24 protein-coding genes and 1 other annotated feature are annotated in these 26097 nt (G+C 53.6%); of the genes, 18 read left to right on the plus strand and 6 right to left on the minus strand.

What is annotated here, in order from left to right; genetic code table 11:
• Window positions 1–51: 51 nt before the first annotated feature.
• The 4 genes from deoC (at window position 52) to deoD (ending at window position 4488) form a co-directional block, all read left to right on the plus strand.
• Entirely contained in the window at window positions 52–831 is a 780-nt protein-coding gene (gene deoC / locus OGY72_RS19020) for a deoxyribose-phosphate aldolase (RefSeq protein ID WP_003019042.1), read from the plus strand.
• A 135-nt stretch (window positions 832–966) separates the two neighbouring features.
• Entirely contained in the window at window positions 967–2289 is a 1323-nt protein-coding gene (deoA, locus tag OGY72_RS19025) for a thymidine phosphorylase (protein ID WP_016151609.1), read from the plus strand.
• A gap of 51 nt (window positions 2290–2340) precedes the next feature.
• The gene (gene deoB / locus OGY72_RS19030; protein ID WP_003019037.1) at window positions 2341–3564 is read left to right on the plus strand and encodes a phosphopentomutase; all 1224 of its coding nucleotides are present in this window, start codon (window positions 2341–2343) and stop codon (window positions 3562–3564) included.
• 204 nt (window positions 3565–3768) lie between these two features.
• Window positions 3769–4488 carry a purine-nucleoside phosphorylase gene (gene deoD / locus OGY72_RS19035; protein ID WP_000224864.1) on the plus strand — a complete coding sequence of 240 codons (720 nt, stop codon included), beginning with the start codon at window positions 3769–3771 and terminating at the stop codon, window positions 4486–4488.
• A gap of 150 nt (window positions 4489–4638) precedes the next feature.
• On the opposite strand, the gene lplA is transcribed toward deoD, so the two are convergent.
• Both lplA and OGY72_RS19045 read right to left on the minus strand, forming a co-directional pair.
• A complete protein-coding gene (gene lplA, locus OGY72_RS19040; RefSeq protein WP_003829951.1) occupies window positions 4639–5655 on the minus strand; it encodes a lipoate--protein ligase in 1017 nt (338 codons plus the stop codon).
• A gap of 37 nt (window positions 5656–5692) precedes the next feature.
• A complete protein-coding gene (locus OGY72_RS19045) occupies window positions 5693–6334 on the minus strand; it encodes a YtjB family periplasmic protein (protein ID WP_003829948.1) in 642 nt (213 codons plus the stop codon).
• A gap of 115 nt (window positions 6335–6449) precedes the next feature.
• On the opposite strand from OGY72_RS19045, the gene serB reads away from it, so the two are divergent.
• The 3 genes from serB (at window position 6450) to nadR (ending at window position 10202) form a co-directional block, all read left to right on the plus strand.
• Window positions 6450–7418 (plus strand): phosphoserine phosphatase, encoded by a 969-nt coding sequence (serB, locus tag OGY72_RS19050; RefSeq protein ID WP_003829946.1) that lies wholly within the window; start codon window positions 6450–6452, stop codon window positions 7416–7418.
• Between the two features lie 83 nt (window positions 7419–7501).
• The gene (radA, locus tag OGY72_RS19055) at window positions 7502–8884 is read left to right on the plus strand and encodes a DNA repair protein RadA (RefSeq protein ID WP_003829944.1); all 1383 of its coding nucleotides are present in this window, start codon (window positions 7502–7504) and stop codon (window positions 8882–8884) included.
• 88 nt (window positions 8885–8972) lie between these two features.
• Complete coding sequence (gene nadR / locus OGY72_RS19060; protein WP_502873601.1) at window positions 8973–10202, plus strand: multifunctional transcriptional regulator/nicotinamide-nucleotide adenylyltransferase/ribosylnicotinamide kinase NadR; 1230 nt, start codon at window positions 8973–8975, stop codon at window positions 10200–10202.
• Window positions 10203–10414: 212 nt separating this feature from the next.
• On the opposite strand, the gene ettA is transcribed toward nadR, so the two are convergent.
• A complete protein-coding gene (ettA, locus tag OGY72_RS19065; protein WP_003829940.1) occupies window positions 10415–12082 on the minus strand; it encodes an energy-dependent translational throttle protein EttA in 1668 nt (555 codons plus the stop codon).
• Window positions 12083–12293: 211 nt separating this feature from the next.
• Between ettA and sltY the strand changes: the two genes are divergently transcribed.
• Together sltY and trpR are read left to right on the plus strand one after the other, a co-directional pair.
• Complete coding sequence (sltY, locus tag OGY72_RS19070) at window positions 12294–14231, plus strand: murein transglycosylase (protein ID WP_149384477.1); 1938 nt, start codon at window positions 12294–12296, stop codon at window positions 14229–14231.
• Between the two features lie 89 nt (window positions 14232–14320).
• Window positions 14321–14647, plus strand: coding sequence for a trp operon repressor (trpR, locus tag OGY72_RS19075; RefSeq protein ID WP_032934222.1), 327 nt, complete (start codon window positions 14321–14323; stop codon window positions 14645–14647).
• Window positions 14648–14736: 89 nt separating this feature from the next.
• Here the strand turns inward: trpR and yjjX are convergent, their stop codons facing one another.
• Complete coding sequence (gene yjjX / locus OGY72_RS19080; RefSeq protein WP_003829935.1) at window positions 14737–15261, minus strand: inosine/xanthosine triphosphatase; 525 nt, start codon at window positions 15259–15261, stop codon at window positions 14737–14739.
• Between the two features lie 174 nt (window positions 15262–15435).
• On the opposite strand from yjjX, the gene gpmB reads away from it, so the two are divergent.
• Window positions 15436–16083 carry a 2,3-diphosphoglycerate-dependent phosphoglycerate mutase GpmB gene (gpmB, locus tag OGY72_RS19085; RefSeq protein ID WP_003019006.1) on the plus strand — a complete coding sequence of 216 codons (648 nt, stop codon included), beginning with the start codon at window positions 15436–15438 and terminating at the stop codon, window positions 16081–16083.
• Here gpmB and robA read toward each other — a convergent pair.
• Window positions 16080–16949: an MDR efflux pump AcrAB transcriptional activator RobA gene (gene robA / locus OGY72_RS19090; RefSeq protein WP_003829933.1), complete on the minus strand. Its 870-nt coding sequence runs from the start codon at window positions 16947–16949 to the stop codon at window positions 16080–16082. The two genes, gpmB and robA, sit on opposite strands and share 4 nt — an antisense overlap.
• 211 nt (window positions 16950–17160) lie before the next feature.
• Between robA and creA the strand changes: the two genes are divergently transcribed.
• Genes creA through creD form a run of 4 tightly spaced genes read left to right on the plus strand, consistent with a single transcriptional unit; the run spans window position 17161 to window position 21179 of the window.
• Window positions 17161–17634 (plus strand): protein CreA, encoded by a 474-nt coding sequence (gene creA, locus OGY72_RS19095; RefSeq protein ID WP_003018998.1) that lies wholly within the window; start codon window positions 17161–17163, stop codon window positions 17632–17634.
• A gap of 12 nt (window positions 17635–17646) precedes the next feature.
• On the plus strand, window positions 17647–18336 hold the full coding sequence (gene creB, locus OGY72_RS19100; RefSeq protein ID WP_003829928.1) for a two-component system response regulator CreB: 690 nt from the start codon (window positions 17647–17649) through the stop codon (window positions 18334–18336).
• Entirely contained in the window at window positions 18336–19760 is a 1425-nt protein-coding gene (creC, locus tag OGY72_RS19105) for a two-component system sensor histidine kinase CreC (RefSeq protein WP_003829926.1), read from the plus strand. The genes creB and creC overlap by 1 nt, the downstream gene beginning before the upstream one ends.
• 57 nt (window positions 19761–19817) lie before the next feature.
• Window positions 19818–21179, plus strand: coding sequence for a cell envelope integrity protein CreD (creD, locus tag OGY72_RS19110; RefSeq protein WP_126319324.1), 1362 nt, complete (start codon window positions 19818–19820; stop codon window positions 21177–21179).
• 60 nt (window positions 21180–21239) lie between these two features.
• On the opposite strand, the gene arcA is transcribed toward creD, so the two are convergent.
• Window positions 21240–21956 carry a two-component system response regulator ArcA gene (gene arcA, locus OGY72_RS19115; RefSeq protein WP_001194359.1) on the minus strand — a complete coding sequence of 239 codons (717 nt, stop codon included), beginning with the start codon at window positions 21954–21956 and terminating at the stop codon, window positions 21240–21242.
• 95 nt (window positions 21957–22051) lie between these two features.
• Here arcA and yjjY point away from each other — a divergent pair, with 95 nt between their 5' ends.
• The 4 genes from yjjY (at window position 22052) to thrA (ending at window position 26097) form a co-directional block, all read left to right on the plus strand.
• Complete coding sequence (gene yjjY / locus OGY72_RS19120; RefSeq protein ID WP_042998021.1) at window positions 22052–22192, plus strand: YjjY family protein; 141 nt, start codon at window positions 22052–22054, stop codon at window positions 22190–22192.
• Window positions 22193–22591: 399 nt separating this feature from the next.
• Complete coding sequence (locus tag OGY72_RS19125; RefSeq protein WP_286548845.1) at window positions 22592–23278, plus strand: tRNA/rRNA methyltransferase; 687 nt, start codon at window positions 22592–22594, stop codon at window positions 23276–23278.
• Window positions 23279–23484: 206 nt separating this feature from the next.
• Window positions 23485–23611 (plus strand) — a sequence feature (Thr leader region).
• Window positions 23490–23555 carry a thr operon leader peptide gene (gene thrL, locus OGY72_RS19130; protein WP_032337689.1) on the plus strand — a complete coding sequence of 22 codons (66 nt, stop codon included), beginning with the start codon at window positions 23490–23492 and terminating at the stop codon, window positions 23553–23555. Its footprint overlaps the feature before it by 66 nt.
• A gap of 23 nt (window positions 23612–23634) precedes the next feature.
• Window positions 23635–26097 carry a bifunctional aspartate kinase/homoserine dehydrogenase I gene (gene thrA / locus OGY72_RS19135; protein ID WP_003829761.1) on the plus strand — a complete coding sequence of 821 codons (2463 nt, stop codon included), beginning with the start codon at window positions 23635–23637 and terminating at the stop codon, window positions 26095–26097.

The raw sequence follows: 26097 nt of genomic DNA on the forward strand, positions 1-26097 counted from the left end.
TAACAAACTCGCAAGGTGAAATTTTATACGGCGATGCCGTTGGAGAATGTTATGACCGATTTAACAGCAAGCAGCCTGCGTGCACTGAAACTGATGGACCTGACCACTCTGAATGACGACGACACCAATGAAAAAGTGATCGCGCTGTGTCATCAGGCGAAGACCCCGGTTGGCAACACTGCCGCAATCTGTATCTATCCGCGTTTCATCCCTATTGCGCGTAAGACCCTGAAAGAGCAGGGCACGCCGGACATCCGCATTGCAACAGTAACCAACTTCCCGCACGGCAACGACGACATCGAAATTGCGCTGGCGGAAACCCGTGCGGCGATCGCCTACGGTGCCGATGAAGTCGACGTGGTGTTCCCGTACCGTGCGCTGATCGCTGGTAACGAACAGATTGGTTTTGATCTGGTTAAAGCCTGCAAAGACGCGTGTGCGGCGGCAAACGTGCTGCTGAAAGTGATCATCGAAACCGGTGAGCTGAAAGAAGAAGCGCTGATTCGCAAAGCATCTGAAATCTCCATCAAAGCCGGTGCTGATTTCATCAAAACTTCTACCGGTAAAGTGCCGGTCAATGCGACGCCGGAAAGCGCACGCATCATGATGGAAGTGATCCGCGACATGGGTGTTTCTAAAACTGTAGGTTTCAAACCGGCTGGTGGCGTACGCACTGCAGAAGATGCACAGCAGTTCCTGGCGATTGCCGATGAACTGTTTGGCGCTGACTGGGCTGATTCTCGTCACTACCGTTTTGGCGCATCCAGCCTGCTGGCGAGTCTGCTGAAAGCGCTGGGTCACGGCGACGGCAAGAGCGCAAGCAGCTACTAAGCCTTATATTGCCGGAGCTGTAGCGACGTAGGCCGGATAAGGCGTAGCCGCCATCCGGCATTAAGACGACTGCCGGGTGGCGCGTTGCTTACCCGGCCTACAACGGCCTTCTACTCTTTTCCCCTGGGGGTTACCGTGTTTCTCGCACAAGAAATTATTCGTAAAAAACGTGATGGTCATGCGCTGAGCGATGAAGAAATTCGTTTCTTTATCAATGGTATTCGCGACAACACCATCTCTGAAGGGCAAATCGCCGCCCTGGCGATGACCATTTTCTTCCACGATATGACAATGCCTGAGCGAGTTTCGCTGACCATGGCAATGCGTGATTCAGGAACCGTGCTGGACTGGAAAAGCCTGCAGCTGAACGGCCCGATTGTGGATAAACACTCTACCGGCGGTGTAGGTGACGTAACGTCACTGATGTTAGGCCCGATGGTCGCAGCGTGCGGCGGCTATATTCCGATGATCTCCGGGCGTGGCCTGGGGCATACCGGCGGTACACTCGATAAACTGGAAGCGATTCCTGGATTTGACATCTTCCCGGACGACGCGCGCTTCCGTGAAATTATTAAAGACGTGGGTGTGGCGATTATTGGGCAAACCAGCTCGCTCGCACCGGCGGATAAACGTTTTTATGCCACCCGCGATATTACCGCGACGGTGGATTCCATCCCGCTGATTACCGGTTCCATTCTGGCGAAAAAACTGGCCGAAGGGCTGGATGCGCTAGTGATGGATGTGAAAGTGGGCAGCGGCGCCTTTATGCCGACCTACGAGCTTTCTGAAGCCCTTGCTGAGGCGATTGTCGGCGTGGCAAACGGTGCGGGTGTACGTACCACCGCGCTGTTAACCGATATGAACCAGGTGCTGGCCTCCAGCGCAGGTAACGCGGTCGAAGTCCGCGAAGCGGTGCAGTTCCTGACCGGTGAATACCGTAATCCACGTCTGTTAGACGTCACCATGGCGCTGTGCGTGGAAATGCTGATCTCCGGCAATCTGGCGAAAGATGACGCCGAAGCCCGTGCGAAATTGCAGGCGGTGCTGGACAACGGTAAAGCGGCAGAGATTTTTGGTCGCATGGTTGCGGCGCAAAAAGGCCCGACCGATTTCGTCGAAAATTATGCGAAGTACCTGCCGACGGCAATGCTCAGCAAAGCGGTATATGCTGATACCGAAGGCTTTGTCAGCGCGATGGATACCCGTGCGTTGGGGATGGCGGTCGTTTCCATGGGCGGCGGTCGTCGTCAGGCTTCGGACACCATTGATTACAGCGTTGGCTTTAGCGATATGGCGCGTCTGGGCGACAGCGTAGACGGACAACGTCCGTTGGCGGTGATCCACGCGAAAGACGAAGCCAGCTGGCAGGAAGCGGCGAAAGCGGTCAAAGCGGCAATTAGCCTTGACGATAAAGCGCCAGAAATTACACCGACAGTCTATCGTCGTATTACCGAATAACTGTATACTGATCTGATCGCTTTTTTGCGGCGCAGATGTATGGAGAACAAGATGAAACGTGCATTTATTATGGTGCTGGACTCCTTTGGTATTGGTGCGACTGAAGATGCGGATCGCTTTGGCGACGTAGGTTCAGACACTATGGGACACATTGCAGAAGCCTGTGCGAAAGGTGAAGCTGACAATGGTCGCAAAGGTCCACTGAATCTGCCTAACCTGACCCGTCTGGGCCTGGTGAAAGCTCACGAAGGTTCTACCGGTAAAATTGCTGCTGGTATGGACGGTAACGCGGAAGTGATTGGTGCCTACGCATGGGCGCATGAACTTTCTTCCGGGAAAGACACGCCGTCTGGCCACTGGGAAATCGCGGGTGTTCCGGTTCTGTTTGACTGGGGATATTTCTCCGATCATGAAAACAGCTTCCCGCAAGAACTGCTGGATAAACTGGTAAAACGTGCCAACCTGCCAGGCTACCTCGGCAACTGCCACTCTTCCGGTACCGTGATCCTGGATCAACTGGGTGAAGAGCATATGAAAACCGGCAAGCCGATTTTCTATACCTCCGCTGACTCCGTGTTCCAGATTGCCTGCCACGAAGAGACGTTTGGCCTGGATAAACTTTACGAGCTGTGCGAAATCGCACGTGAAGAGCTGACCGAAGGTGGTTACAACATCGGTCGTGTTATCGCACGTCCGTTTATCGGTGATAAAGCCGGTAACTTCCAGCGTACCGGTAACCGTCACGACCTGGCCGTTGAGCCGCCAGCACCGACCGTGCTGCAGAAACTGGTCGACGAAAAAGACGGTCACGTGGTTTCCGTCGGTAAAATCGCGGATATCTACGCTAACTGCGGCATCACCAAAAAAGTGAAAGCCACCGGTCTGGATGCGTTGTTCGACGCCACCATCAAAGAGATGAAAGAAGCAGGTGATAAGACCATCGTCTTCACCAACTTCGTTGATTTCGACTCTTCCTGGGGACATCGTCGCGATATCGCCGGTTATGCAGCGGGCCTGGAACTGTTCGACCGCCGTCTGCCTGAGCTGATGGAGCTGGTGGGTGAAGATGACATTCTGATCCTGACCGCTGACCACGGCTGCGACCCAAGCTGGACCGGCACTGACCACACCCGTGAACACATCCCGGTACTGGTTTACGGCCCGAAAGTGAAACCTGGTTCGTTAGGTCACCGTGAAACCTTCGCTGATATCGGTCAGACGCTGGCGAGCTACTTTGGTACGTCACCGATGGACTACGGTAAAAACATGCTGTAATACCCGTTGTCTTTCGCGCTGTAGATGCGTTGACTTCATTCGCTCCCCCCGGTCACATAGTGAATCTATGCTCCCGGGGATTCACGAATTCGTCGCCTTCCTACAACGCGAAATCCTTAGGGTATTTCACTGTTTTGCATACGTTTTGTAGGCCTGATAAGGCGTAGCCGCCATAAGGCAATAACAACGAAATAAGGACAAAAAATGGCAACTCCACATATTAATGCAGAAATGGGTGATTTCGCTGACGTCGTATTGATGCCGGGCGACCCGCTGCGTGCAAAGCATATTGCTGAAACTTTCCTCGAAGATGTTCGTGAAGTGAACAACGTTCGCGGCATGTTAGGTTTTACCGGTACTTACAAAGGCCGTAAGATCTCCGTTATGGGTCACGGTATGGGTATCCCGTCCTGCTCCATCTACACCAAAGAGCTGATCACCGATTTCGGCGTGAAGAAAATCATTCGCGTAGGCTCCTGCGGCGCTGTGCGTATGGACGTTAAACTGCGTGACGTGGTTATCGGTATGGGCGCTTGCACCGACTCCAAAGTTAACCGTATCCGTTTTAAAGATCATGACTTCGCTGCTATCGCTGACTTCGACATGGTGCGTAACGCGGTTGATGCGGCAAAAGCACTGGGTGTAGACGCGCGCGTGGGCAACCTGTTCTCCGCTGACCTGTTCTACTCTCCGGACGGTGAAATGTTCGACGTGATGGAAAAATACGGCGTGCTGGGCGTGGAAATGGAAGCGGCGGGCATCTACGGTGTTGCTGCGGAATTTGGTGCAAAAGCGCTGACCATCTGCACCGTTTCCGACCATATCCGTACTCACGAGCAGACCACTGCCGCTGAACGTCAGACTACCTTTAACGACATGATCAAAATCGCGCTGGAATCCGTTCTGCTGGGCGATAAAGAGTAAGGGGTGTTGTGGCCCGGTGGCGTTGCGCTGGCCGGGCCTACGGGAATGCCGCTATTAATGCCTGATGGCGCTTCGCTTATCAGGCCTACAGGAGCGGTCTTGTAGGCCGGATAAGGCGCAGCCGCCATCCGGCAATTCGCCACTAATCGCTTAACGCACGGCCTTCGCCACCCACGCCGCCAGTTCACGCAGCTCGCTTTCCTGATCCGGATATTCCGTAACCAGCGCTTCGCAAGTCTGCTGTAAAACATCGGCGCGATACTGGCAGCCCTGTAGCCGCTCTGCCAGCGCTTCTAACGGCGCGGGATTGAGACTGTCGGTAAACACCTGTGTGCGCGTGATATGACCTTTTTCGACGTCGAAATGCAGCTCAACACCGCCCCAGGTGAAACGCTCGTCCAGCAGATGCGAGAAAGCAGGTGCCTGACCAAAATTCCATTCCCAACTGCTCTGGCGGGCAAAGGTTTCGGCAAAATTTGGCAGGTCCGGCGTTTTATCCGGTGAGATCACTTCCGCTTCAACGCGTTCGCCATAATGAGCAAAAAAGGCTTCCGTGATGGCCTGACAGACCTGTTCATGGGTGATGCCCGGTAACAGCTCCGTCAAATTCGCCACCCGTGAGCGGACAGAGGTAATCCCCTTTGCTGCGAGTTTCTTTTTGTCGGGATTGAGATAGTTTGCCAGGCGGCTGAGATCGGCATTTAGCAGCAGCGTGCCGTGGTGGAATCCGCGATCTTTCGTTTCCCGGTAAGCAGAGCCTGAAACTTTGCGATCGCCGTCTGGCGTTTTCACAACCAGATCGTTACGCCCGGAGGCGTCCGCCGTCACACCCAGAGAATTCAATGCGTTGAGGACAATCGCGGTGGAAATGGTTTTGTCGTACTCCGGTTTACCGGCCATAAAGGTAAAGCAGGTATTGCCTAAGTCATGGAACACCGCGCCGCCGCCGCTGCTACGGCGGGCGAGCCGCACGTTGTCTTCCTCCATACGGCGGGTATTACACTCTTTCCACGGGTTTTGCGCCCGGCCAATCACCACCGTATCGGCGTTACGCCACAAGAACAGGACGCGCTGCGTGGCGGGCATCTGGCGAAAAATGCACTCTTCGACCGCGAGATTAAACCACGGATCGTAAGAGTCTGAGATAAGCAGGCGTAGTGTAGTCATGGTTGATTTCCCTTCTGTTTTACAGTTTTTACTGCTTTTACTCTTTTTTCTCGTTGTCTTCTTCCTGCACCGGTTTGTTGGCGGTCAGCAGGAAAGGGGATTGCTGCCAGCGGGTACGCTTGCCTTGCAATAATGTACGGGTGAGCACGACGCCAATCGCCAGCGCCAGCAGCAGCATCAGGCGTAAGATATTGGTGGTGTTATCTACCTGCTTCGCCTCGGTGGCGAGGGTGTGGGTATCCAGCGTCAGGCGCAAATAGCCCAGCGGACCATTTTTCCCCTGAATGGGTTCGACAATCTGCTGGTTAAAATAACCCCCGGCTTTTTTGCCGTCGAGCGCCAGTCGGTCACGAACGTTGACGCTCTCGCCGGTACGCGTAATCAGGTCTCCCTGTTCATCGTACACGCCAGCGTCCAGAATACGGCTACTTTCCGTCAGCTGTGTGAGTACCGCTTTGATGCGTTTTTCATCCGGCGTTTCGGTACGCATTAGCGGAGCAACATTTAGCGCCACCTGGCGGGCCAGCGTACGGGCCAGCTCTTCGAGCTGCGGATTACGCTGCTGCTGGTGACTTTGACTAAACCAGGATGCGCCCTGCATCAGGGCGACGAGCAGCGCAAGACAGAACAATACAATCACTGCACGATGAAGTCGGAATTTCAGTTTTGCGCGAGCCATATTCCACCTGCTGAAAATTTGAGACTTAATGTTGCCAGAAGCGCTGGTTACAGGGTAGCCTCATGCGTTATTTTCCCCTGATGATTCCGACCCGAACGATTTTACAGGAGCTTTAATGCCTAACATAACCTGGTGCGATCTACCTGAAGATGTTTCTCTGTGGCCAGGTCTGCCTCTCTCTTTAAGTGGCGATGAAGTCATGCCGCTGGACTACCACGCGGGCCGCAGTGGCTGGCTGCTGTACGGTCGTGGTCTGGATAAACAACGTTTAACGCAATACCAGAGCAAACTGGGTGCAGCGATGGTGATTGTTGCTGCCTGGTGCGTTGAGGATTATCAGGTGATTCGCCTGGCGGGTTCGTTAACGCCGCGCGCGGCAAAACTGGCTCATGATGCCAAACTGGATGTTGCCCCGTTAGGCAAAATTCCGCATCTGCGCACGCCGGGTTTGCTGGTGATGGACATGGACTCAACGGCAATCCAGATCGAATGCATTGATGAAATTGCTAAACTGGCTGGAACCGGTGAGATGGTTGCGGAAGTCACGGAACGCGCGATGCGTGGCGAACTGGACTTTACCGCCAGCCTGCGTAGCCGCGTGGCGACGCTGAAGGGCGCTGATGCCAATATTCTGCACCAGGTGCGCGAAACGCTACCGCTGATGCCCGGCCTGACTCAACTGGTGTTAAAACTGGAAACGCTCGGCTGGAAAGTGGCTATTGCCTCTGGCGGCTTTACCTTCTTTGCCGATTACCTGCGTAATAAACTGCGTCTGACGGCGGCTGTAGCAAACGAGCTGGAGATCATGGACGGTAAATTTACCGGCAACGTGATCGGCGATATCGTCGATGCCCAGTACAAAGCCAATACCCTGACCCGCCTGGCGCAAGAATATGAGATCCCGATGGCGCAGACGGTGGCGATCGGCGACGGTGCCAACGACCTGCCGATGATCAAAACGGCCGGGCTGGGGATTGCGTATCATGCTAAACCGAAAGTGAATGAAAAGACGGAGATTACTATCCGTCACGCTGACCTGATGGGCGTGTTCTGCATTCTCTCCGGCAGCATGAACCAGAAATGATTAAATTGCCCGGTGGCAAGGTGTCCGTAGGCCGGATAAGCACCCACGCCATCCGGCAAAAGCGTTAACGAAAGAGGTAAAACGTGGCAAAAGCTCCTAAACGCGCCTTTGTTTGTAATGAATGCGGGGCCGATTACCCGCGCTGGCAGGGGCAATGCAGCGCCTGTCAGGCCTGGAATACCATTACCGAGGTGCGCCTTGCCGCATCGCCAACGGTGGCGCGTAACGAGCGGCTCAGTGGCTATGCCGGGAATGCGGGCGTGGCAAAAGTGCAGAAGCTGTCTGACATCAGCCTTGAAGAACTGCCGCGTTTTTCCACTGGATTTAAAGAGTTTGACCGCGTGCTGGGTGGCGGGGTGGTACCCGGTAGCGCTATCCTGATTGGCGGTAATCCCGGCGCGGGGAAATCAACGCTGCTGCTACAAACGCTGTGTAAGCTCGCTGAGCAGATGAAAACCCTGTACGTTACTGGCGAAGAGTCGCTACAACAGGTGGCGATGCGCGCGCACCGGCTTGGCTTGCCGACGGCGAATCTGAACATGCTGTCGGAAACCAGTATTGAACAAATTTGCCTGATTGCCGAAGAAGAACAGCCGAAACTGATGGTGATCGACTCCATTCAGGTAATGCACATGGCGGATATTCAGTCTTCGCCGGGCAGCGTGGCGCAGGTGCGCGAAACCGCCGCTTACCTGACGCGCTTTGCCAAAACGCGCGGCGTGGCGATTGTCATGGTCGGCCACGTCACCAAAGATGGCTCGCTGGCCGGGCCGAAGGTGCTGGAGCACTGTATTGACTGTTCGGTACTGCTCGACGGTGACGCCGATTCCCGTTTCCGTACTCTGCGTAGCCATAAAAACCGCTTTGGTGCGGTGAATGAGCTGGGCGTCTTTGCCATGACCGAACAGGGTCTGCGTGAAGTCAGCAACCCTTCCGCTATCTTCTTAAGCCGTGGCGATGAGGTCACCTCCGGCAGTTCGGTGATGGTGGTCTGGGAAGGCACGCGCCCGCTGCTGGTAGAGATTCAGGCGCTGGTCGATCATTCGATGATGGCGAACCCGCGTCGCGTGGCGGTCGGTCTGGAACAGAACCGTCTGGCGATTCTGCTGGCGGTGCTGCATCGTCACGGTGGCTTGCAGATGGCGGATCAGGACGTGTTCGTTAACGTAGTCGGCGGCGTAAAAGTCACCGAAACCAGCGCCGACCTGGCGTTGCTGCTGGCAATGGTTTCCAGTCTGCGCGACAGGCCGCTGCCGCAGGATTTAGTGGTCTTTGGCGAAGTGGGGCTGGCGGGCGAAATCCGTCCGGTACCCAGCGGCCAGGAGCGTATTTCGGAAGCGGCGAAGCACGGCTTTCGCCGGGCGATTGTCCCTGCCGCTAACGTACCGAAAAAAGTACCGGAAGGGATGCAGGTCTTTGGCGTTAAGAAGCTTGCGGATGCGTTAAGCGTGTTTGACGACCTATAATCAAATACCCGTACGTACTGATTTTGTAGGCCTGATAAGCGAAGCGCCATCAGGCAGTGTTACGCGATTTTTCCAGCAGGAGGCTCTTGTGTCATTTGAATATCTGAAAACCGCCATAAAGCAAAAGGGCTGTACCCTGCAACAGGTGGCGGATGCCAGTGGCATGACCAAGGGATACCTAAGCCAACTGCTGAATGCCAAAATCAAAAGCCCCAGCGCGCAGAAGCTGGAGGCGTTGCACCGTTTTCTCGGGCTGGAGTTTCCGCGCCAGCAGAAAAATATCGGTGTGGTATTCGGCAAGTTTTATCCGCTGCACACCGGCCATATCTATCTTATCCAGCGCGCCTGTAGCCAGGTCGATGAACTGCATATCATCATGGGCTATGACGACACGCGCGATCGCAGCCTGTTTGAAGACAGTGCCATGTCGCAACAGCCGACGGTGCCCGATCGTCTACGCTGGCTGCTGCAAACCTTTAAGTATCAGAAAAATATCCGTATTCATGCCTTCAACGAAGAAGGCATGGAGCCGTATCCGCACGGCTGGGACGTGTGGAGCAACGGGATCAAAACGTTTATGCAGGAGAAAGGGATCCAGCCAAACTGGATCTACACCTCTGAAGAATCAGATGCCCCGCAGTATCTGGATCACTTGGGGATCGAAACCGTGCTGGTGGATCCCAAGCGAACGTTTATGAGCATTAGCGGCGGGCAAATCCGTGAGAACCCGTTTCGCTACTGGGAGTATATTCCGACCGAAGTGAAGCCGTTTTTCGTGCGCACCGTGGCGATTCTCGGCGGGGAGTCGAGCGGCAAATCGACGCTGGTGAATAAGCTCGCCAATATCTTTAACACCACCAGTGCGTGGGAATACGGGCGTGATTATGTTTTCTCCCATTTGGGCGGCGATGAGATGGCGTTACAGTATTCTGACTACGATAAAATTGCCCTGGGACAAGCGCAATACATTGATTTTGCTGTTAAGTACGCCAATAAAGTGGCGTTCATCGACACCGATTTCGTGACCACTCAGGCCTTCTGTAAAAAGTATGAAGGGCGTGAACACCCGTTTGTGCAAGCGCTTATTGACGAGTATCGCTTCGATCTGGTGATCCTGCTGGAGAATAATACCCCGTGGGTAGCGGATGGCTTGCGTAGTCTCGGTAGCTCGGTTGACAGAAAAGCGTTTCAGACGCTGCTGGTCGAGATGCTGCAGGAAAACAATATCAATTTTGTGCACGTTCAGGAGCCTGACTACGACGGTCGCTTCCTGCGCTGCGTGGAGTTGGTGAAAGAGTTGATGGGTGAGCAGAGGTAGGTTTTAGAGGTAGGTTTTAATGCCGGATGCGCTGCGCTTATCCGGCCTACAAGTCGCACTAACCTCATAGACAGGATGGCGCTGTGCATATTCGGCCTACAAGTCGCACTAACCTCGTAGACAGGATGGCGCGGTGCATATCCGGCCTACAAGTCGCACTAACCTCGTAGGCCGGATAAGGCGTAACGCCGCCATCCGGCGCTTAACGCTAATTACTTAGAAATACGCTTGTACTTAATACGTTTCGGCTCCAGCGCATCGGCGCCCAGCGTACGTTTCTTGTACTCTTCGTATTCGGTAAAGTTACCTTCGAAGAACTCAACCTTACCTTCATCCTGGTAATCCAGAATGTGGGTGGCGATACGGTCGAGGAACCAACGGTCGTGCGAGATAACCATCGCGCAGCCCGGGAATTCCAGCAGGGCGTTTTCCAGCGCGCGCAGGGTTTCGATATCCAGGTCGTTGGTTGGTTCATCGAGCAGCAGCATGTTACCGCCAACCTGCAGCAGCTTCGCCAGGTGCAGACGACCACGCTCACCGCCGGACAGCTCGCCTACGCGTTTGCCCTGATCCACACCTTTGAAGTTGAAGCGGCCCACGTAGGCACGGCTTGGCATCTCGGTGTTGCCAATGCGCATGATATCCAGCCCGCCGGACACTTCTTCCCATACGGTTTTGCTGTTGTCCATGGCGTCACGGAACTGGTCAACGGAGGCCAGTTTGACGGTTTCACCCAGCGTGATGGTGCCGCTGTCAGGCTGTTCCTGACCGGACATCATACGGAACAGGGTAGATTTACCCGCGCCGTTCGGACCGATGATGCCGACAATTGCACCTTTCGGTACGGAGAAACTCAGATCGTCGATCAGAACGCGATCGCCGTAGGATTTACGCAGATTGGTGACTTCAACAACTTTATCGCCCAGACGTGCTCCAGGTGGAATAAACAGTTCGTTGGTTTCGTTACGTTTCTGGTATTCGGTGTTGTTTAGCTCTTCAAAGCGTGCCAGACGGGCTTTACCCTTAGACTGACGGCCTTTAGCGCCCTGACGTACCCACTCCAGCTCTTTCTCAATAGATTTACGGCGAGCCGCTTCCTGAGAGGCTTCCTGGGCCAGACGCTGATCTTTCTGCTCCAGCCAGGAAGAGTAGTTACCTTCCCACGGAATACCTTCACCACGGTCCAGCTCCAGGATCCAGCCCGCAACGTTGTCGAGGAAGTAACGGTCGTGGGTAATCGCCACTACGGTGCCTTCGAAGTCGTGCAGGAAGCGTTCCAGCCACGCGACGGATTCCGCATCCAGGTGGTTGGTCGGTTCGTCGAGCAGCAGCATGTCTGGTTTTTCCAGCAGCAGGCGGCACAGCGCAACGCGGCGGCGTTCACCACCGGAGAGATTCTCAATTTTAGCGTCCCAGTCCGGCAGACGCAGGGCGTCAGCGGCACGCTCAAGCTGCACGTTCAGGTTATGGCCGTCGTGCGCCTGGATAATTTCTTCAAACTTGCCCTGTTGTGCGGCCAGTTTATCGAAGTCGGCGTCCGGCTCGGCGTACTTGGCGTACACTTCATCCAGACCTTTCAGCGCACTAACCACTTCGGCAACCGCTTCTTCAACGGATTCACGAACGGTATGCTCTGGGTTCAGTTTTGGTTCCTGCGGCAGGTAACCGATTTTAATGCCTGGCTGTGGGCGAGCTTCACCTTCGATATCGGTATCAATACCGGCCATGATACGCAGCAGGGTAGATTTACCCGCACCGTTCAGACCGAGAACACCGATTTTGGCGCCAGGGAAGAAGCTCAGTGAGATGTTTTTAAGAATATGACGTTTCGGCGGAACGACCTTGCCGACACGATGCATGGTATAAACGAATTGGGCCACGTTGGACTCGCCTCTATGTTTATCGTGATGATGAATAGTTATCAAAGGCGAAGTGTAGCCTTTTTCATTGCCCAATCCCAGCCAGCAGATCCCACTCGCAACAAAAGTAAAAAAGTGTCCGTGACGTGGCGCATTCTGCAATGTCTGGTTAGCATGAATTAATTAAGCGGCATGATGCTGCACAGACGTAACATGAGAAGAGGAAGAGCTTGTGGACAAAGCCAATCAATTTACCTGGCGCCTGCTGGCAGCCAGCGTATGTCTGCTGACGGTCAGTCAGGTGGCGCGAGCCGACTCTCTGGATGAGCAGCGCAATCGTTATGCGCAAATCAAGCAAGCCTGGGACAACCGACAGATGGATGTCGTAGAGCAGATGATGCCCGGCCTGAAGAACTATCCTCTGTACCCGTATCTGGAATATCGTCAGATCACTGACGATCTGATGAATCAGCCCACCATTACCGTTACCAATTTTGTGCGTGCCAATCCGACACTGCCCCCTGCGCGTACGCTGCAATCGCGTTTCGTGAATGAACTGGCGCGCCGCGAAGACTGGCGTGGACTGCTGGCGTTCAGCCCGGAAAAACCGGGTACCACGGAAGCGCAATGTAACTATTACTTCGCGAAATGGAGTACCGGGCAAACCGAAGAAGCCTGGCAGGGCGCGAAAGAGCTGTGGTTGACCGGGAAAAGTCAGCCGAACGCCTGTGACAAATTATTTGGCGTATGGCGCGCCTCAGGCACTCAGGATCCGCTGGCGTATCTGGAGCGTATTCGTCTGGCGATGAAAGCCGGGAATACCGGTCTGGTGACGGCGCTAGCCGGACAGATGCCCGCGCAATACCAAACCATTGCCTCTGCGATCATCTCGCTGGCCAACGATCCGAATTCGGTGATGACTTTTGCACGTACCACCGGCGCCACGGATTTCACCCGACAGATGGCGGCGGTCGCCTTTGCCAGCGTGGCGCGTCAGGATGTGGAAAACGCCCGCCTGATGATCCCGTCCCTGGTGCAGGCGCAACAGCTTAATGATGAGCAAACCCAGGAGCTGCGCGATATTGTTGCCTGGCGTCTGATGGGCAATGATGTCACCGACGAGCAGGCCAAATGGCGTGATGATGCGATTATGCGCTCCAATTCCACCTCGCTTGTGGAGCGCCGGGTGCGCATGGCGCTGGGAACCGGCGATCGTCGTGGCCTGAATACCTGGCTGGCGCGTCTGCCAATGGAAGCAAAAGAAAAAGACGAGTGGCGCTACTGGCAGGCGGATCTGCTGCTGGAGCGCGGACGTGATGCGGAAGCCAAAGAGATCCTGCACCAGCTCATGCAGCAACGCGGTTTCTATCCGATGGTGGCGGCACAGCTTCTGGGCGAAGAGTACGAGCTGAAAGTGGATAAAGCGCCAGCGAACGTTGATTCTGCGCTGACTCAGGGGCCAGAAATGGCACGCGTACGCGAGCTAATGTACTGGAACATGGATAATACCGCGCGCAGTGAATGGGCAAATTTGGTCACCAGCCGTACCAAGTCCGAGCAGGCTCAGTTGGCGCGTTACGCGTTCAACAATCACTGGTGGGATCTTAGCGTTCAGGCGACGATCGCCGGTAAGCTGTGGGATCATCTGGAAGAGCGTTTCCCGTTGGCCTATAAAGATCTGTTTACCCGTTACACCAGCGGCAAGGATATTCAGCCAAGCTATGCGATGGCGATAGCGCGTCAGGAAAGCGCCTGGAACCCGAAAGTGAAATCACCGGTCGGCGCCAGCGGGCTGATGCAGATTATGCCGGGCACGGCGACGCATACGGTGAAAATGTTCTCGATTCCAGGTTACAGCAGTCCGGGCCAGCTACTGGATCCTGATACCAACATCAACATTGGTACCAGCTATTTGCAGTACGTATATCAGCAATTCGGCAATAACCGCATCTTTGCGTCGGCAGCCTATAACGCCGGTCCGGGGCGCGTTCGCACCTGGCTTGGCAATAGCGCTGGACGCATTGATGCTGTGGCGTTTGTCGAAAGTATTCCATTCTCAGAGACGCGTGGTTACGTGAAGAATGTGCTGGCTTATGATGCGTACTATCGCTATTTCCTCGGCGATAAACCGGAGTTGATGAGCGAGGCAGAATGGCAACGTCGTTACTGATCGTGTCGATTGTGTTATGCTATCGTACTCGTTAAAGAGTACAAAAGGGGGAAGCAAGCACGCTTCCCCCGCAACGATGGCGATATCTTATGACTCAGCAATCACCCTATTCAGCAGAGATGGCAGAACAACGTCACCAGGAGTGGTTACGTTTTGTCGATCTGCTTAAACACGCCTACGAACAAGATTTACACCTGCCACTGCTCAATTTGATGTTAACGCCGGATGAGCGTGAAGCGTTGGGCACGCGTGTGCGTATCATTGAAGAGCTGCTGCGCGGCGAGATGAGCCAGCGTGAGCTTAAAAACGAGCTCGGGGCGGGAATTGCCACTATTACGCGGGGGTCGAACAGCCTCAAATCCGCACCGGTGGATTTGCGTCAGTGGCTGGAGCAGGTACTGCTAAAAAGTGTCTGATTCTCTCGTAGGCCGGATAAGGCGAAGCCGCCATCCGGCAATGGTGCGCGCTGCTTGCCTGATGGCGCTACGCTTATCAGGCCTACAAATTACAATGACTCATCGTATATCGCGTTATGAAACGGGCTGAGCGCCAGAATCACCGCCTGGTGATAGACGCTTGAGCGCGTCAGCTTGCCCGCGGTAAAAACGCCGATTGCGCCTTCTTTACGGCCAATTTCATCAATACCCGTATAGTCCGACATCACCGGGCCGAGTGCTTCACCTTTGCGGACTCTGTCGAGAATGACAGTCGGCAATGGCAGCGTGGCTGAACGGGCTTCACCGCGCTGAATGCCGTTATCAATCACCACCCAACTGAAGGTGGCGTCATCGTCAATTCCTGCTTCAATGGCGACCCAGAAATCAGCCTGCGGGTGCAGGCGGCGAGCGTTAACAACGCGATTTCGTGCGCCAGTGCGCGTTTCCTGGTTTCCGAAAGGTTGTTCCGGCACGCCACTCTCGACGGCGACGGGTTCAATATGGCAGGATCCTTCCCCGAAAATCTCTTCAAATGCCCGCAGAATTGCCTGAATTTTGGCAGGATTGGTGGTCGCAGAGATAACCTTGTGCATAATTAAGCTCAGTTTGAAAATTCATCGCAGAGTCTACTCTAAATAATTTGAGTAACAGAAAGGCGGTAAGCAAGGGAATCCTCAGGAACATAGATAACTATGTGACTGGGGTGAGCGAGCGAAACCAACGCATCTGTTACTCAAAGTATGACGAGTATATAACGGAAAAAAAGCATGTTACAGGTATACCTTGTTCGCCATGGCGAAACGCAGTGGAACGCCGAGCGACGTATTCAAGGCCAGTCAGACAGCCCACTAACCGCTAAAGGTGAACAACAAGCCATGCAGGTGGGTGAACGCGCCCGCTCGTTTGGTATTACGCATGTCATCAGTAGCGATCTTGGTCGTACACGACGCACCGCAGAAATCATCGCCCAGGCCTGTGGCTGTGATATCACCTATGACTCCCGTCTGCGCGAGCTAAATATGGGAGTGCTGGAAAAACGTCACATCGATACGCTGACGCCAGAGGAAGAGGGCTGGCGTCGCCAGTTGGTGAACGGCACGGTGGATGGTCGTATCCCGGAAGGGGAATCGATGCAGGAATTGAGCGATCGCGTCAACGCGGCGCTGGCATCCTGTCTGGAATTGCCGCCGGGAAGTCGTCCGCTGCTGGTCAGTCACGGTATCGCGCTGGGTTGCCTGGTGAGCACAATTCTGGGATTACCGGCATGGGCTGAACGTCGCTTGCGTCTGCGCAACTGTTCTATTTCTCGAGTTGATTACCAGGAAAGCTTATGGCTGGCGCCGGGATGGGTCGTTGAAACGGCAGGGGACATCTCACATCTGGACGCCCCTGCGTTGGATGAACTGCAGCGCTAGCGGCGAATCGGAATCAGGAATTCGCAGCGCAGGTTGATCGGGCGATCTCCCGCTTTGGCATCTTCTGCCGGGTAGTATCGCTCGATATCCTGTCCTTTACGGCGCGTCAGGTTCAGCATTGGCATGCATGTGCCGTAAACCGTCAGGATAAACTCTTGCACACCGGTTCCCAGCCCTTCGTAGGTAAACATCACGTACTCGCCACCCTGTAACAGGATAGGCTGCGCCGACGGCACATAGCCATTGGCCTGTTCCGGCGTCAGTGCTGTGGTGTAAAACACTTCCTGTTCGTCATCTTTTTCAATGCTCGGACGCGTTTCGTTAAGCCCGTACAGCACTGGCGGGATCGCCGGAGCCTGAGCAAGGAAGTCGCGCCAGAACTGAATACGCATTTCATGACGGAAATCTGAAATCTGTTCCAGCGAGCAGGAATAGCTTTGCGTGGTGCCGAGCAGTTGCGTATCTTCCAGGGTGACAAACTCGTGCGCAGGCATCGTAAATTCACCCAGTCGCATTGGTGGGCGAATACCGAATGCGCTCCATTCCGGTGAACGGCGATACAGCGCTGGTGTCTGCGAAAATTGTTTCTTGAATGCGCGAGTAAAAGTTTGTTGAGAGTCGAAGCGATATTGCAGCGCAATATCCAAAATTGGACGCGCAGTCAGGCGCAGCGCCACTGCGGATTTCGATAAACGACGGGCGCGGATATAGGCGCCAATAGCATGGCCCGTCACGTCCTTAAACATTCTCTGCAGGTGCCACTTGGAATAGCCCGCTTTTGCCGCCACATTGTCAAGCGACAAAGGCTGATCCAGATGACCTTCCAGCCAGATTAATAGGTCGCGAATAATGCCAGCCTGATCCATAAAATATCCTCATCCTTTCAACAACGAGTACCTGACGTCAGGTATGAGGATAATAGCATTTTTTGCTGTTTTAGCATTCAGTGTTTTTTTTGCTCATAAGTGCTTTTTTCGGACATACGAAAGCGTGATTATTGTAATCCTGTGATCTGTATACATTTTATCTTAAAATGTTTAATAATCACGCAGAACAACTTTTAAGAATGGTAACAATATGAAATATAAGAGCTTAGTCATTTCCTCAATTCTGCTGATGTTGGCGCAGGTCGCCCATGCGGAGCAGATTGGATCTGTCGATACAGTGTTCAAAATGTTTGGGCCGGATCATAAAATTGTGGTCGAAGCGTTTGACGATCCGGATGTTACCAATGTGACCTGTTACGTGAGTCGTGCGAAGACCGGCGGCATCAAAGGTGGACTGGGGCTGGCGGAAGATACTTCCGATGCCGCCATCTCTTGCCAGCAGGTTGGGCCGGTAGAACTGAGCGACAGAATCAAGAACGGTAAAGCTCAGGGCGAAGTGGTATTTAAGAAACGTACCTCGCTGGTGTTTAAATCTTTACAGGTCGTGCGTTTTTACGATGCGAAACGTAATGCGCTGGCCTATCTGGCCTATTCAGATAAAGTTGTCGATGGATCGCCCAAAAATGCCATCAGTGCGGTACCCATCATGCCGTGGCGGCAATAACAAGGAAGCACAATGCAACAGCCGTTGATCTGGTTGGTTGAGGATGAGCAGGGAATCGCTGATACGCTTATCTACATGCTGCAACAGGAAGGGTTTAGCGTAGAGGCGTTTGAGCGCGGATTTCCCGTGCTGGAGAAATCTCGCCAGCAATGCCCTGATGCCATCATTCTGGATGTCGGGCTACCGGATATCAGCGGTTTTGAACTGTGCCGACGTTTACTGGAACGCCACCCGGCGCTGCCGATCCTTTTTCTGACCGCGCGCAGCGATGAAGTGGATCGCCTGTTGGGGCTGGAAATTGGCGCAGATGACTATGTTGCCAAGCCTTTCTCACCGCGCGAGGTGTGCGCTCGTGTGCGTACGCTGCTGCGGCGGGTGCAAAAATTCTCCACGCCTTCATCGATGACACGCTGTGGGGATTTTGAACTTAATGAGCTGGCCGCGCAGATTACCTGGTTCAGCATGCCGTTGAACCTGACGCGTTATGAATTCCTGCTGCTGAAAACATTGCTGATGTCGCCGGGACGTATTTACTCTCGCCAGCAACTGATGGATTTAGTCTGGGCAGACGCGCAGGATACCTTTGACAGAACGGTTGATACTCACATCAAAACGCTGCGCGCCAAGCTGCGGGCTATCAATCCGGAGCTTTCCCCCATCAATACACATCGCGGTATGGGATACAGCCTGAGGAATTGCTGATGCGCATTGGCATGCGTTTGCTGCTCGGCTATTTTCTGATTGTCGCGGTCGCCGCCTGGTTTGTTCTGTCTATCTTTGTGCAGGAAATTAAGCCAGGCGTCCGTCGGGCGACCGAAGGTACTTTAATTGATACCGCCACGCTGCTGGCTGCACTGGCGCGTGATGACGTGCTCTCTGACTCACCGGCTAACGGCAAGCTGGCGCAGGCATTTGCGCAGCTGCATAACCGCCCATTTAACGCCAACATCAGTGGCATTAACAAAGTGCGTAACGAATACCATGTCTACATGACCGACGCGCAGGGCAAGGTGTTGTTTGATTCCGCCAACCAGGCCGTCGGTCAGGACTATTCCCGCTGGAACGACGTGTGGTTAACGCTGCGTGGTGAGTATGGCGCCCGCAGTACGCCGCAAAACCCGAACGATCCGGAAAGCTCGGTGATGTACGTTGCCGCGCCGATCGTAGATGGTGGGCGTATTATCGGCGTGCTCAGTGTCGGCAAACCAAATGCGGCGATGGCACCGGTGATTAAACGCAGTGAACGGCGAATGCTGTGGGCCAGCGCCGTATTGCTGGGCATTGCCCTGGTGATTGGCTTCGGGATGGTATGGTGGATAAACCGATCTATTGCCCGGCTGGCGCGTTATGCCGACTCCGTTACCGAGAATCGCCCCGTCCCACTGCCTGATTTAGGCAGCAGCGAGTTACGCAAACTGGCGCAGGCGCTGGAAAGTATGCGTCTGAAGCTCGAAGGCAAGAACTACATTGAGCAGTATGTCTACGCGTTAACGCATGAGCTGAAAAGTCCGCTGGCGGCCATTCGTGGCGCGGCAGAGATATTGCGAGAAGGCCCGCCGCCAAACGTGGTAGCGCGTTTTACCGATAATATTCTGACGCAAAATGCGCGTATGCAGGCGCTGGTCGAAACTTTGCTGCGCCAGGCGCGACTGGAGAATCGACAGGACGTTACGTTGACGGCGGTGGAGGTAGATACGCTATTTGCTCAGCTCAAAGAGGCGCGTAGCGTGCAGCTGGCGGCAAAAAACATCACGCTGACCATTTTGCCTTCATCGCTTAGCGTCGCTGCCGATCCTGCGTTACTGGAGCAGGCGTTGGGGAATTTACTCGACAATGCTATCGACTTCACGCCACAGGACGGGACGATTACGCTGAGCGCGCATCAGCAGGAGGAGCGGGTCACATTGCAGGTTACCGACAGCGGTAGCGGCATCCCTGATTTTGCATTGCCGCGTATTTTTGAGCGCTTCTACTCGCTGCCCCGCGAGAATGGACACAAGAGCAGCGGTTTGGGGCTGGCGTTTGTCAGTGAAGTTGCACGACTGCATGAAGGTACGGTGACATTATCTAACCGACCAGAGGGCGGCGCACAGGCCTCGTTTACGCTTCACCGTCACTTCACATAACTTCAAATTCTCCGCACATAGCTGTTCTACCTTGCTGATATTGCAAAGGAGAACGCTATGTTTAAATCCCCCCTGTTTTGGAAAATCGTCACCTTAGGCGGCGCCATAATACTGCTGTTAATACCACTGACGATGGTCAGGCAGATAATCGTTGAGCGATCGGATTATCGTGATGAAGTCGAAGATGCTATTCGTCAGAGTACCAGCGGGCCGCAAAAGATGGTCGGGCCGCTGATTGCCGTCCCGGTGACGGAACTGTATATCGAGCTGGAAGGCGACAAACAGATCCAGCGTAAGCGCAGCTATATCCATTTCTGGCTGCCGGAGTCGTTGGTGGTTGAGGGGAATCAGAACGTTGAAGCGCGTAAAATCGGCATTTATGAGGGCCAGGTCTGGCACAATGAACTCTCGGTGAAGGCCGAGTTTAACGCTGAACGTTTGCGTGATTTAAACCATCCCAACGTCAGCGTCGGCAAACCGTTTATCGTGGTTGGCGTGGGGGATGCGCGCGGGATCGGTGTGGTGCAAGCGCCGCAGATCAATGGGGAATCACTGGCTGTTGAGCCAGGGACGGGGCTGGATGGAGGGGCTCAAGGGATCCACATTCCGCTACCTGACGCGAGCTGGGCGGAGCAAAACCTGAGCATGGCGCTGTCGTTGAATTTGAGCGGAACAGGAGATTTCTCCGTTGTTCCGGTTGGCCGTAACAGTGAAATGACTTTAACCAGCAACTGGCCGCATCCCAACTTTCTGGGGGATTTCCTCCCGGCGAAGCGCGAAATCAGCGAATCAGGATTTAAGGCCCAGTGGCAGAGCAGCTGGTTCGCGAATAACCTCGGCGAACGCTTTGATGGCGAAAAGATTGGCTGGAAGGGAATGCCTGCATTTAGCGTTGCCGTCGCCACGCCAGCGGATCAGTATCAGTTAACGGACAGGGCTACCAAGTATGCCATCCTGCTGATTGTACTGACCTTTATGTCTTTCTTCGTGCTTGAAAGTATGACCAGCCTGCGTCTGCACCCGATGCAGTATCTGCTGGTGGGGCTATCGCTGGTGATGTTTTATCTGCTGCTACTGGCATTGTCTGAGCACATTGGTTTTACGGCGGCGTGGATTACGGCAAGCCTGGTGGGGGCGTTGATGAACGGGGTGTATCTGCAGGCGATATTACAGAGTTGGCGGAACAGTATTTTGTTCACCGTAGCGCTACTGGGGCTGGATGGGGTGATGTGGGTGCTGCTACGTTCACAGGACAGCTCTTTACTGCTGGGAACCGGCGTGCTGTTGGTGGCGTTGTGTGGCGTGATGTTCCTGACGCGTCATCTTGACTGGCACTCGCTGGCACAGCCAAAACCAAAGCCGACAGAAATTCCGAAGCCTCAGCCTGCGCAGAGTGACGAGTTTCGCTTATGGAAATAGGGCTGTGGTGAAATGAAAAACGGCGCATAATGCGCCGTTTTTTTACCTGTAAGGATTGAATTAATCCTGCAGGTCGCCGCAGAAACGGTAGCCTTCACCGTGAATGGTGGCGATGATTTCTGGCGTATCCGGCGTAGATTCGAAATGTTTACGAATGCGGCGGATAGTCACGTCAACGGTACGGTCATGCGGCTTCAGTTCGCGACCGGTCATTTTTTTCAGCAGTTCTGCGCGAGACTGGATTTTGCCCGGATTCTCACAGAAGTGAAGCATTGCACGGAATTCGCTGCGTGGCAGTTTATACTGCTCGCCGTCAGGACCAATCAGAGAGCGGCTGTTGATGTCCAGCTCCCAGCCGTTGAACTTGTAGCTTTCGACGCTACGGCGTTCTTCGCTGACAGTACCCAGGTTCATGGTACGGGACAGCAGGTTACGAGCACGGATAGTCAGTTCGCGCGGGTTAAACGGCTTGGTGATGTAATCGTCTGCGCCGATTTCGAGGCCGAGAATTTTATCGACTTCGTTATCACGGCCCGTCAGGAACATCAGCGCAACGTTAGCTTGTTCGCGAAGTTCGCGCGCTAACAGGAGGCCATTTTTCCCAGGCAGATTGATATCCATAATCACAAGGTTGATGTCATATTCAGAGAGAATCTGATGCATTTCCGCGCCATCTGTCGCTTCGAATACATCATAGCCTTCTGCTTCGAAAATGCTTTTCAACGTGTTGCGTGTTACTAACTCGTCTTCAACGATAAGAATGTGCGGGGTCTGCATGTTTGCTACCTAAATTGCCAACTAAATCGAAACAGGAAGTACAAAAGTCCCTGACCTGCCTGATGCATGCCGTAAATTAACATGATCGGCGTAACATGACTAAAGTACGTAATTGCGTTCTTGATGCACTTTCCATCAACGTCAACAACATCATTAGCTTGGTCGTGGGTAGTTTCCCTCTGGACCCGACAGTGTCAAAAACGGCTGTCATCCTAACCATTTTAACAGCAACATAACAGGCTAAGACATGCCGGACACCCAATAAAACTACGCTTCGTTGACATATATCAAGTTCAATTGTAGCACGTTAACAGTTTGATGAAATCAACGTATCCAAATGTTTGCTTTCATCACAAAATTGCAATATTACAACTAGTTGCACGAGCTAATTAATAAATGTAATGAATCCAACCAATGCGATCCATTTTAAAATAAATTATCATGGATAAACAGAGGGATATACAACTTCTGTTAACATAAAAAGCAATAGTACAGTTTGGAAATAGTTTAGCATTTTTTACCGGATGCGAAATCCTTTTTCAGTGACTTCTGTTAAAAAAATGTAAATTTGCGCTGCGTAATATGTTGATGTGCGTCACATTATTACTTGCAGACTGACCAAAAAGAGTATCGAAATGCGTTTAACAATTATTCTGGTTGCCCCTGCCAGAGCGGAAAATATTGGTGCGGCTGCCCGTGCGATGAAGACCATGGGATTCACTCAATTACGTATCGTTGACAGCGAGGCGCATCTGGAACCCGCCACGCGATGGGTCGCGCATGGATCGGGCGACATTATTGATAATATTAACGTTTTTCCAACGTTAGCCGATGCGCTTCACGACGTTGATTTTACTATTGCGACCACCGCGCGTAGCCGAGCGAAGTTCCATTATTACGCCACCCCGGTCGAACTGGTTCCCCTGTTACAGGAGAAATCAGCGTGGATGGATCATGCTGCGCTGGTATTTGGTCGTGAAGATTCTGGGCTGACCAACGAAGAATTAGCGCTGGCAGATGTACTCACTGGTGTACCGATGGTCGCTGACTATCCTTCACTCAATTTGGGGCAGGCGGTGATGGTGTATTGCTATCAATTAGCAGGTTTAATACAACAACCGGCTAAAAACGTTGAGGTGACAGATGAGCTTCAGCTCCAGGCATTGCGCGCACGCGTTTTGCGTTTATTAGCCACGCTGAACGTTTCTGACGACATCAAACTCACGGACTGGTTGCAACAGCGAATGGGTCTGTTGGGGCAGCGAGACACGGCAATGTTGCATCGTTTTTTACATGATATTGAAAAAAACATCACAAAATAAAATTTCGAATAGTTTTTGTTGTGTAGTGTTTTGTTCTTGGTTCAAGTGGGCTCGACATGCTGTATTGGTTGAAAGTAAAAGGGCAAGCAGTTGCTCATGAACAAGTTTCGGAATGTGATCAATTTAAAAATTTATTGACTTAGGTCAGCAGATACTTTAACCCTAAAAGAATACAAGACAGACAGATAATAATTACAGAGCACACAACATCATGAAACGCATCAGCATCACTATTACCACAACCATCACCATTACCACAGGTAACGGTGCGGGCTGACGCGTACAGGAAACACAAGAAAAAGCCCGCACCTAAACAGTGCGGGCTTTTTTTTCGACCAAAGGCAATGAGGTAAACCATGCGAGTGTTGAAGTTCGGCGGTACATCAGTGGCAAATGCAGAGCGCTTTCTGCGGGTTGCCGATATTCTGGAAAGCAATGCCAGACAGGGGCAGGTCGCGACCGTTCTCTCTGCCCCCGCAAAAATTACCAACCATCTGGTGGCAATGATTGAGAAGACCATCGGTGGTCAGGATGCTTTAGCCAATATCAGCGATGCCGAACGCATTTTCTCCGAGCTGCTGGTGGGTCTTGCCGCCGAGCAACCAGGTTTTCCGCTGGCGCAGCTCAAAGCCTTTGTTGAACAAGAATTTGCTCAGATTAAGCACGTCCTGCACGGCATCAGCCTGCTGGGACAGTGCCCGGACAGCATCAATGCCGCGCTTATCTGCCGTGGTGAAAAAATGTCGATTGCTATCATGGCCGGCCTGCTGGAAGCACGCGGGCATAACGTAACGGTCATCGACCCGGTGGAGAAATTGCTGGCTGTCGGCCATTACCTCGAATCTACCGTTGATATCGCCGAATCTACGCGCCGCATCGCCGCCAGCCGTATTCCTGCGGACCACATGATTCTGATGGCAGGGTTTACCGCTGGAAATGAAAAAGGTGAGTTAGTGGTGTTGGGGCGTAACGGCTCTGACTACTCTGCCGCCGTACTGGCCGCCTGTTTGCGTGCCGATTGTTGTGAAATCTGGACCGATGTCGACGGCGTATATACTTGCGATCCGCGTCAGGTACCCGACGCCCGACTGCTGAAGTCGATGTCTTATCAGGAAGCGATGGAGCTTTCTTACTTCGGCGCTAAAGTGCTGCACCCGCGCACCATTACCCCTATTGCCCAGTTCCAGATCCCGTGCCTGATTAAAAATACCGGCAATCCGCAAGCGCCCGGTACGCTGATCGGTGCCAGCAGTGATGACGATGATTTGCCGGTAAAAGGCATTTCTAACCTCAATAACATGGCGATGTTTAGCGTCTCCGGCCCTGGAATGAAAGGTATGGTGGGCATGGCGGCACGCGTTTTTGCCGCAATGTCGCGTGCGGGCATCTCGGTAGTGCTGATCACCCAATCCTCTTCCGAATACAGCATCAGCTTCTGCGTCCCGCAGGGCGACTGCGCGCGTGCGCAACGCGCCATGCAGGATGAATTCTATCTCGAACTGAAAGAAGGCCTGCTGGAGCCGCTGGCGGTGACTGAGCGTCTGGCCATCATCTCGGTCGTTGGCGATGGTATGCGCACCCTGCGCGGCATCTCGGCGAAGTTCTTTGCCGCGCTGGCTCGGGCGAACATCAATATTGTAGCGATCGCCCAGGGCTCGTCTGAGCGTTCTATTTCGGTGGTGGTGAATAACGATGACGCGACCACCGGCGTACGCGTTACCCATCAGATGCTGTTCAACACCGACCAGGTGATTGAAGTGTTTGTGATTGGCGTAGGTGGCGTGGGCGGTGCGCTGCTGGAGCAGCTTAAACGTCAGCAAACCTGGCTCAAAAAGAAACATATCGATCTGCGTGTGTGCGGCGTGGCGAACTCGAAGGCGCTGCTGACCAACGTCCACGGTCTGAATCTGGAAAACTGGCAGTCGGAGCTGGAGAGTGCGAAAGAGCCTTTCAACCTTGGGCGCTTAATTCGTCTGGTGAAAGAATACCATCTGCTCAATCCGGTGATTGTCGACTGTACGTCAAGCCAGGCGGTAGCAGACCAGTATGCCGACTTCCTGCGCGAAGGCTTCCATGTGGTTACGCCGAACAAAAAGGCCAACACGTCGTCGATGGATTACTACCATCAGCTGCGTTTTGCCGCCGCGAAGTCACGTCGTAAATTCCTGTACGACACCAACGTGGGCGCGGGCCTGCCGGTTATTGAAAACCTGCAAAATCTGCTTAGCGCAGGTGATGAACTGCAACGTTTTTCAGGCATCCTTTCTGGCTCACTGTCGTTTATTTTCGGCAAGCTGGATGAAGGCATGAGCTTCTCGCAGGCCACCACCCTGGCGCGTGAGATGGGCTATACCGAACCCGATCCGCGTGACGATCTTTCCGGTACGGACGTGGCGCGTAAGCTGCTGATCCTGGCCCGTGAAACCGGTCGTGAGCTGGAGCTTTCTGACATTGTCATTGAGCCGGTCTTGCCAAAAGAGTTTGATGACTCCGGTGATGTTTCCGCGTTTATGGCGAAATTGTCGCAGCTGGATGACGTCTTTGCCGCGCGCGTGGCGAAAGCCCGTGATGAGGGAAAAGTATTGCGCTATGTTGGCAATATCGAAGAGGACGGCGTTTGTCGCGTGAAAATTGATGCAGTAGACGGCAACGATCCGCTGTTTAAAGTGAAAAACGGTGAAAACGCGCTGGCGTTCTATAGCCACTATTATCAGCCGTTACCGTTGGTTCTGCGCGGATATGGCGCGGGTAACGATGTGACGGCGGCGGGCGTCTTTGCCGACCTGCTACGCACCCTTTCATGGAAGTTAGGAGTCTGA

It is taken from the genome of Citrobacter sp. Cpo221, assembly GCF_030332345.1.
Classification (GTDB): Bacteria; Pseudomonadota; Gammaproteobacteria; order Enterobacterales; family Enterobacteriaceae; genus Citrobacter; species Citrobacter portucalensis.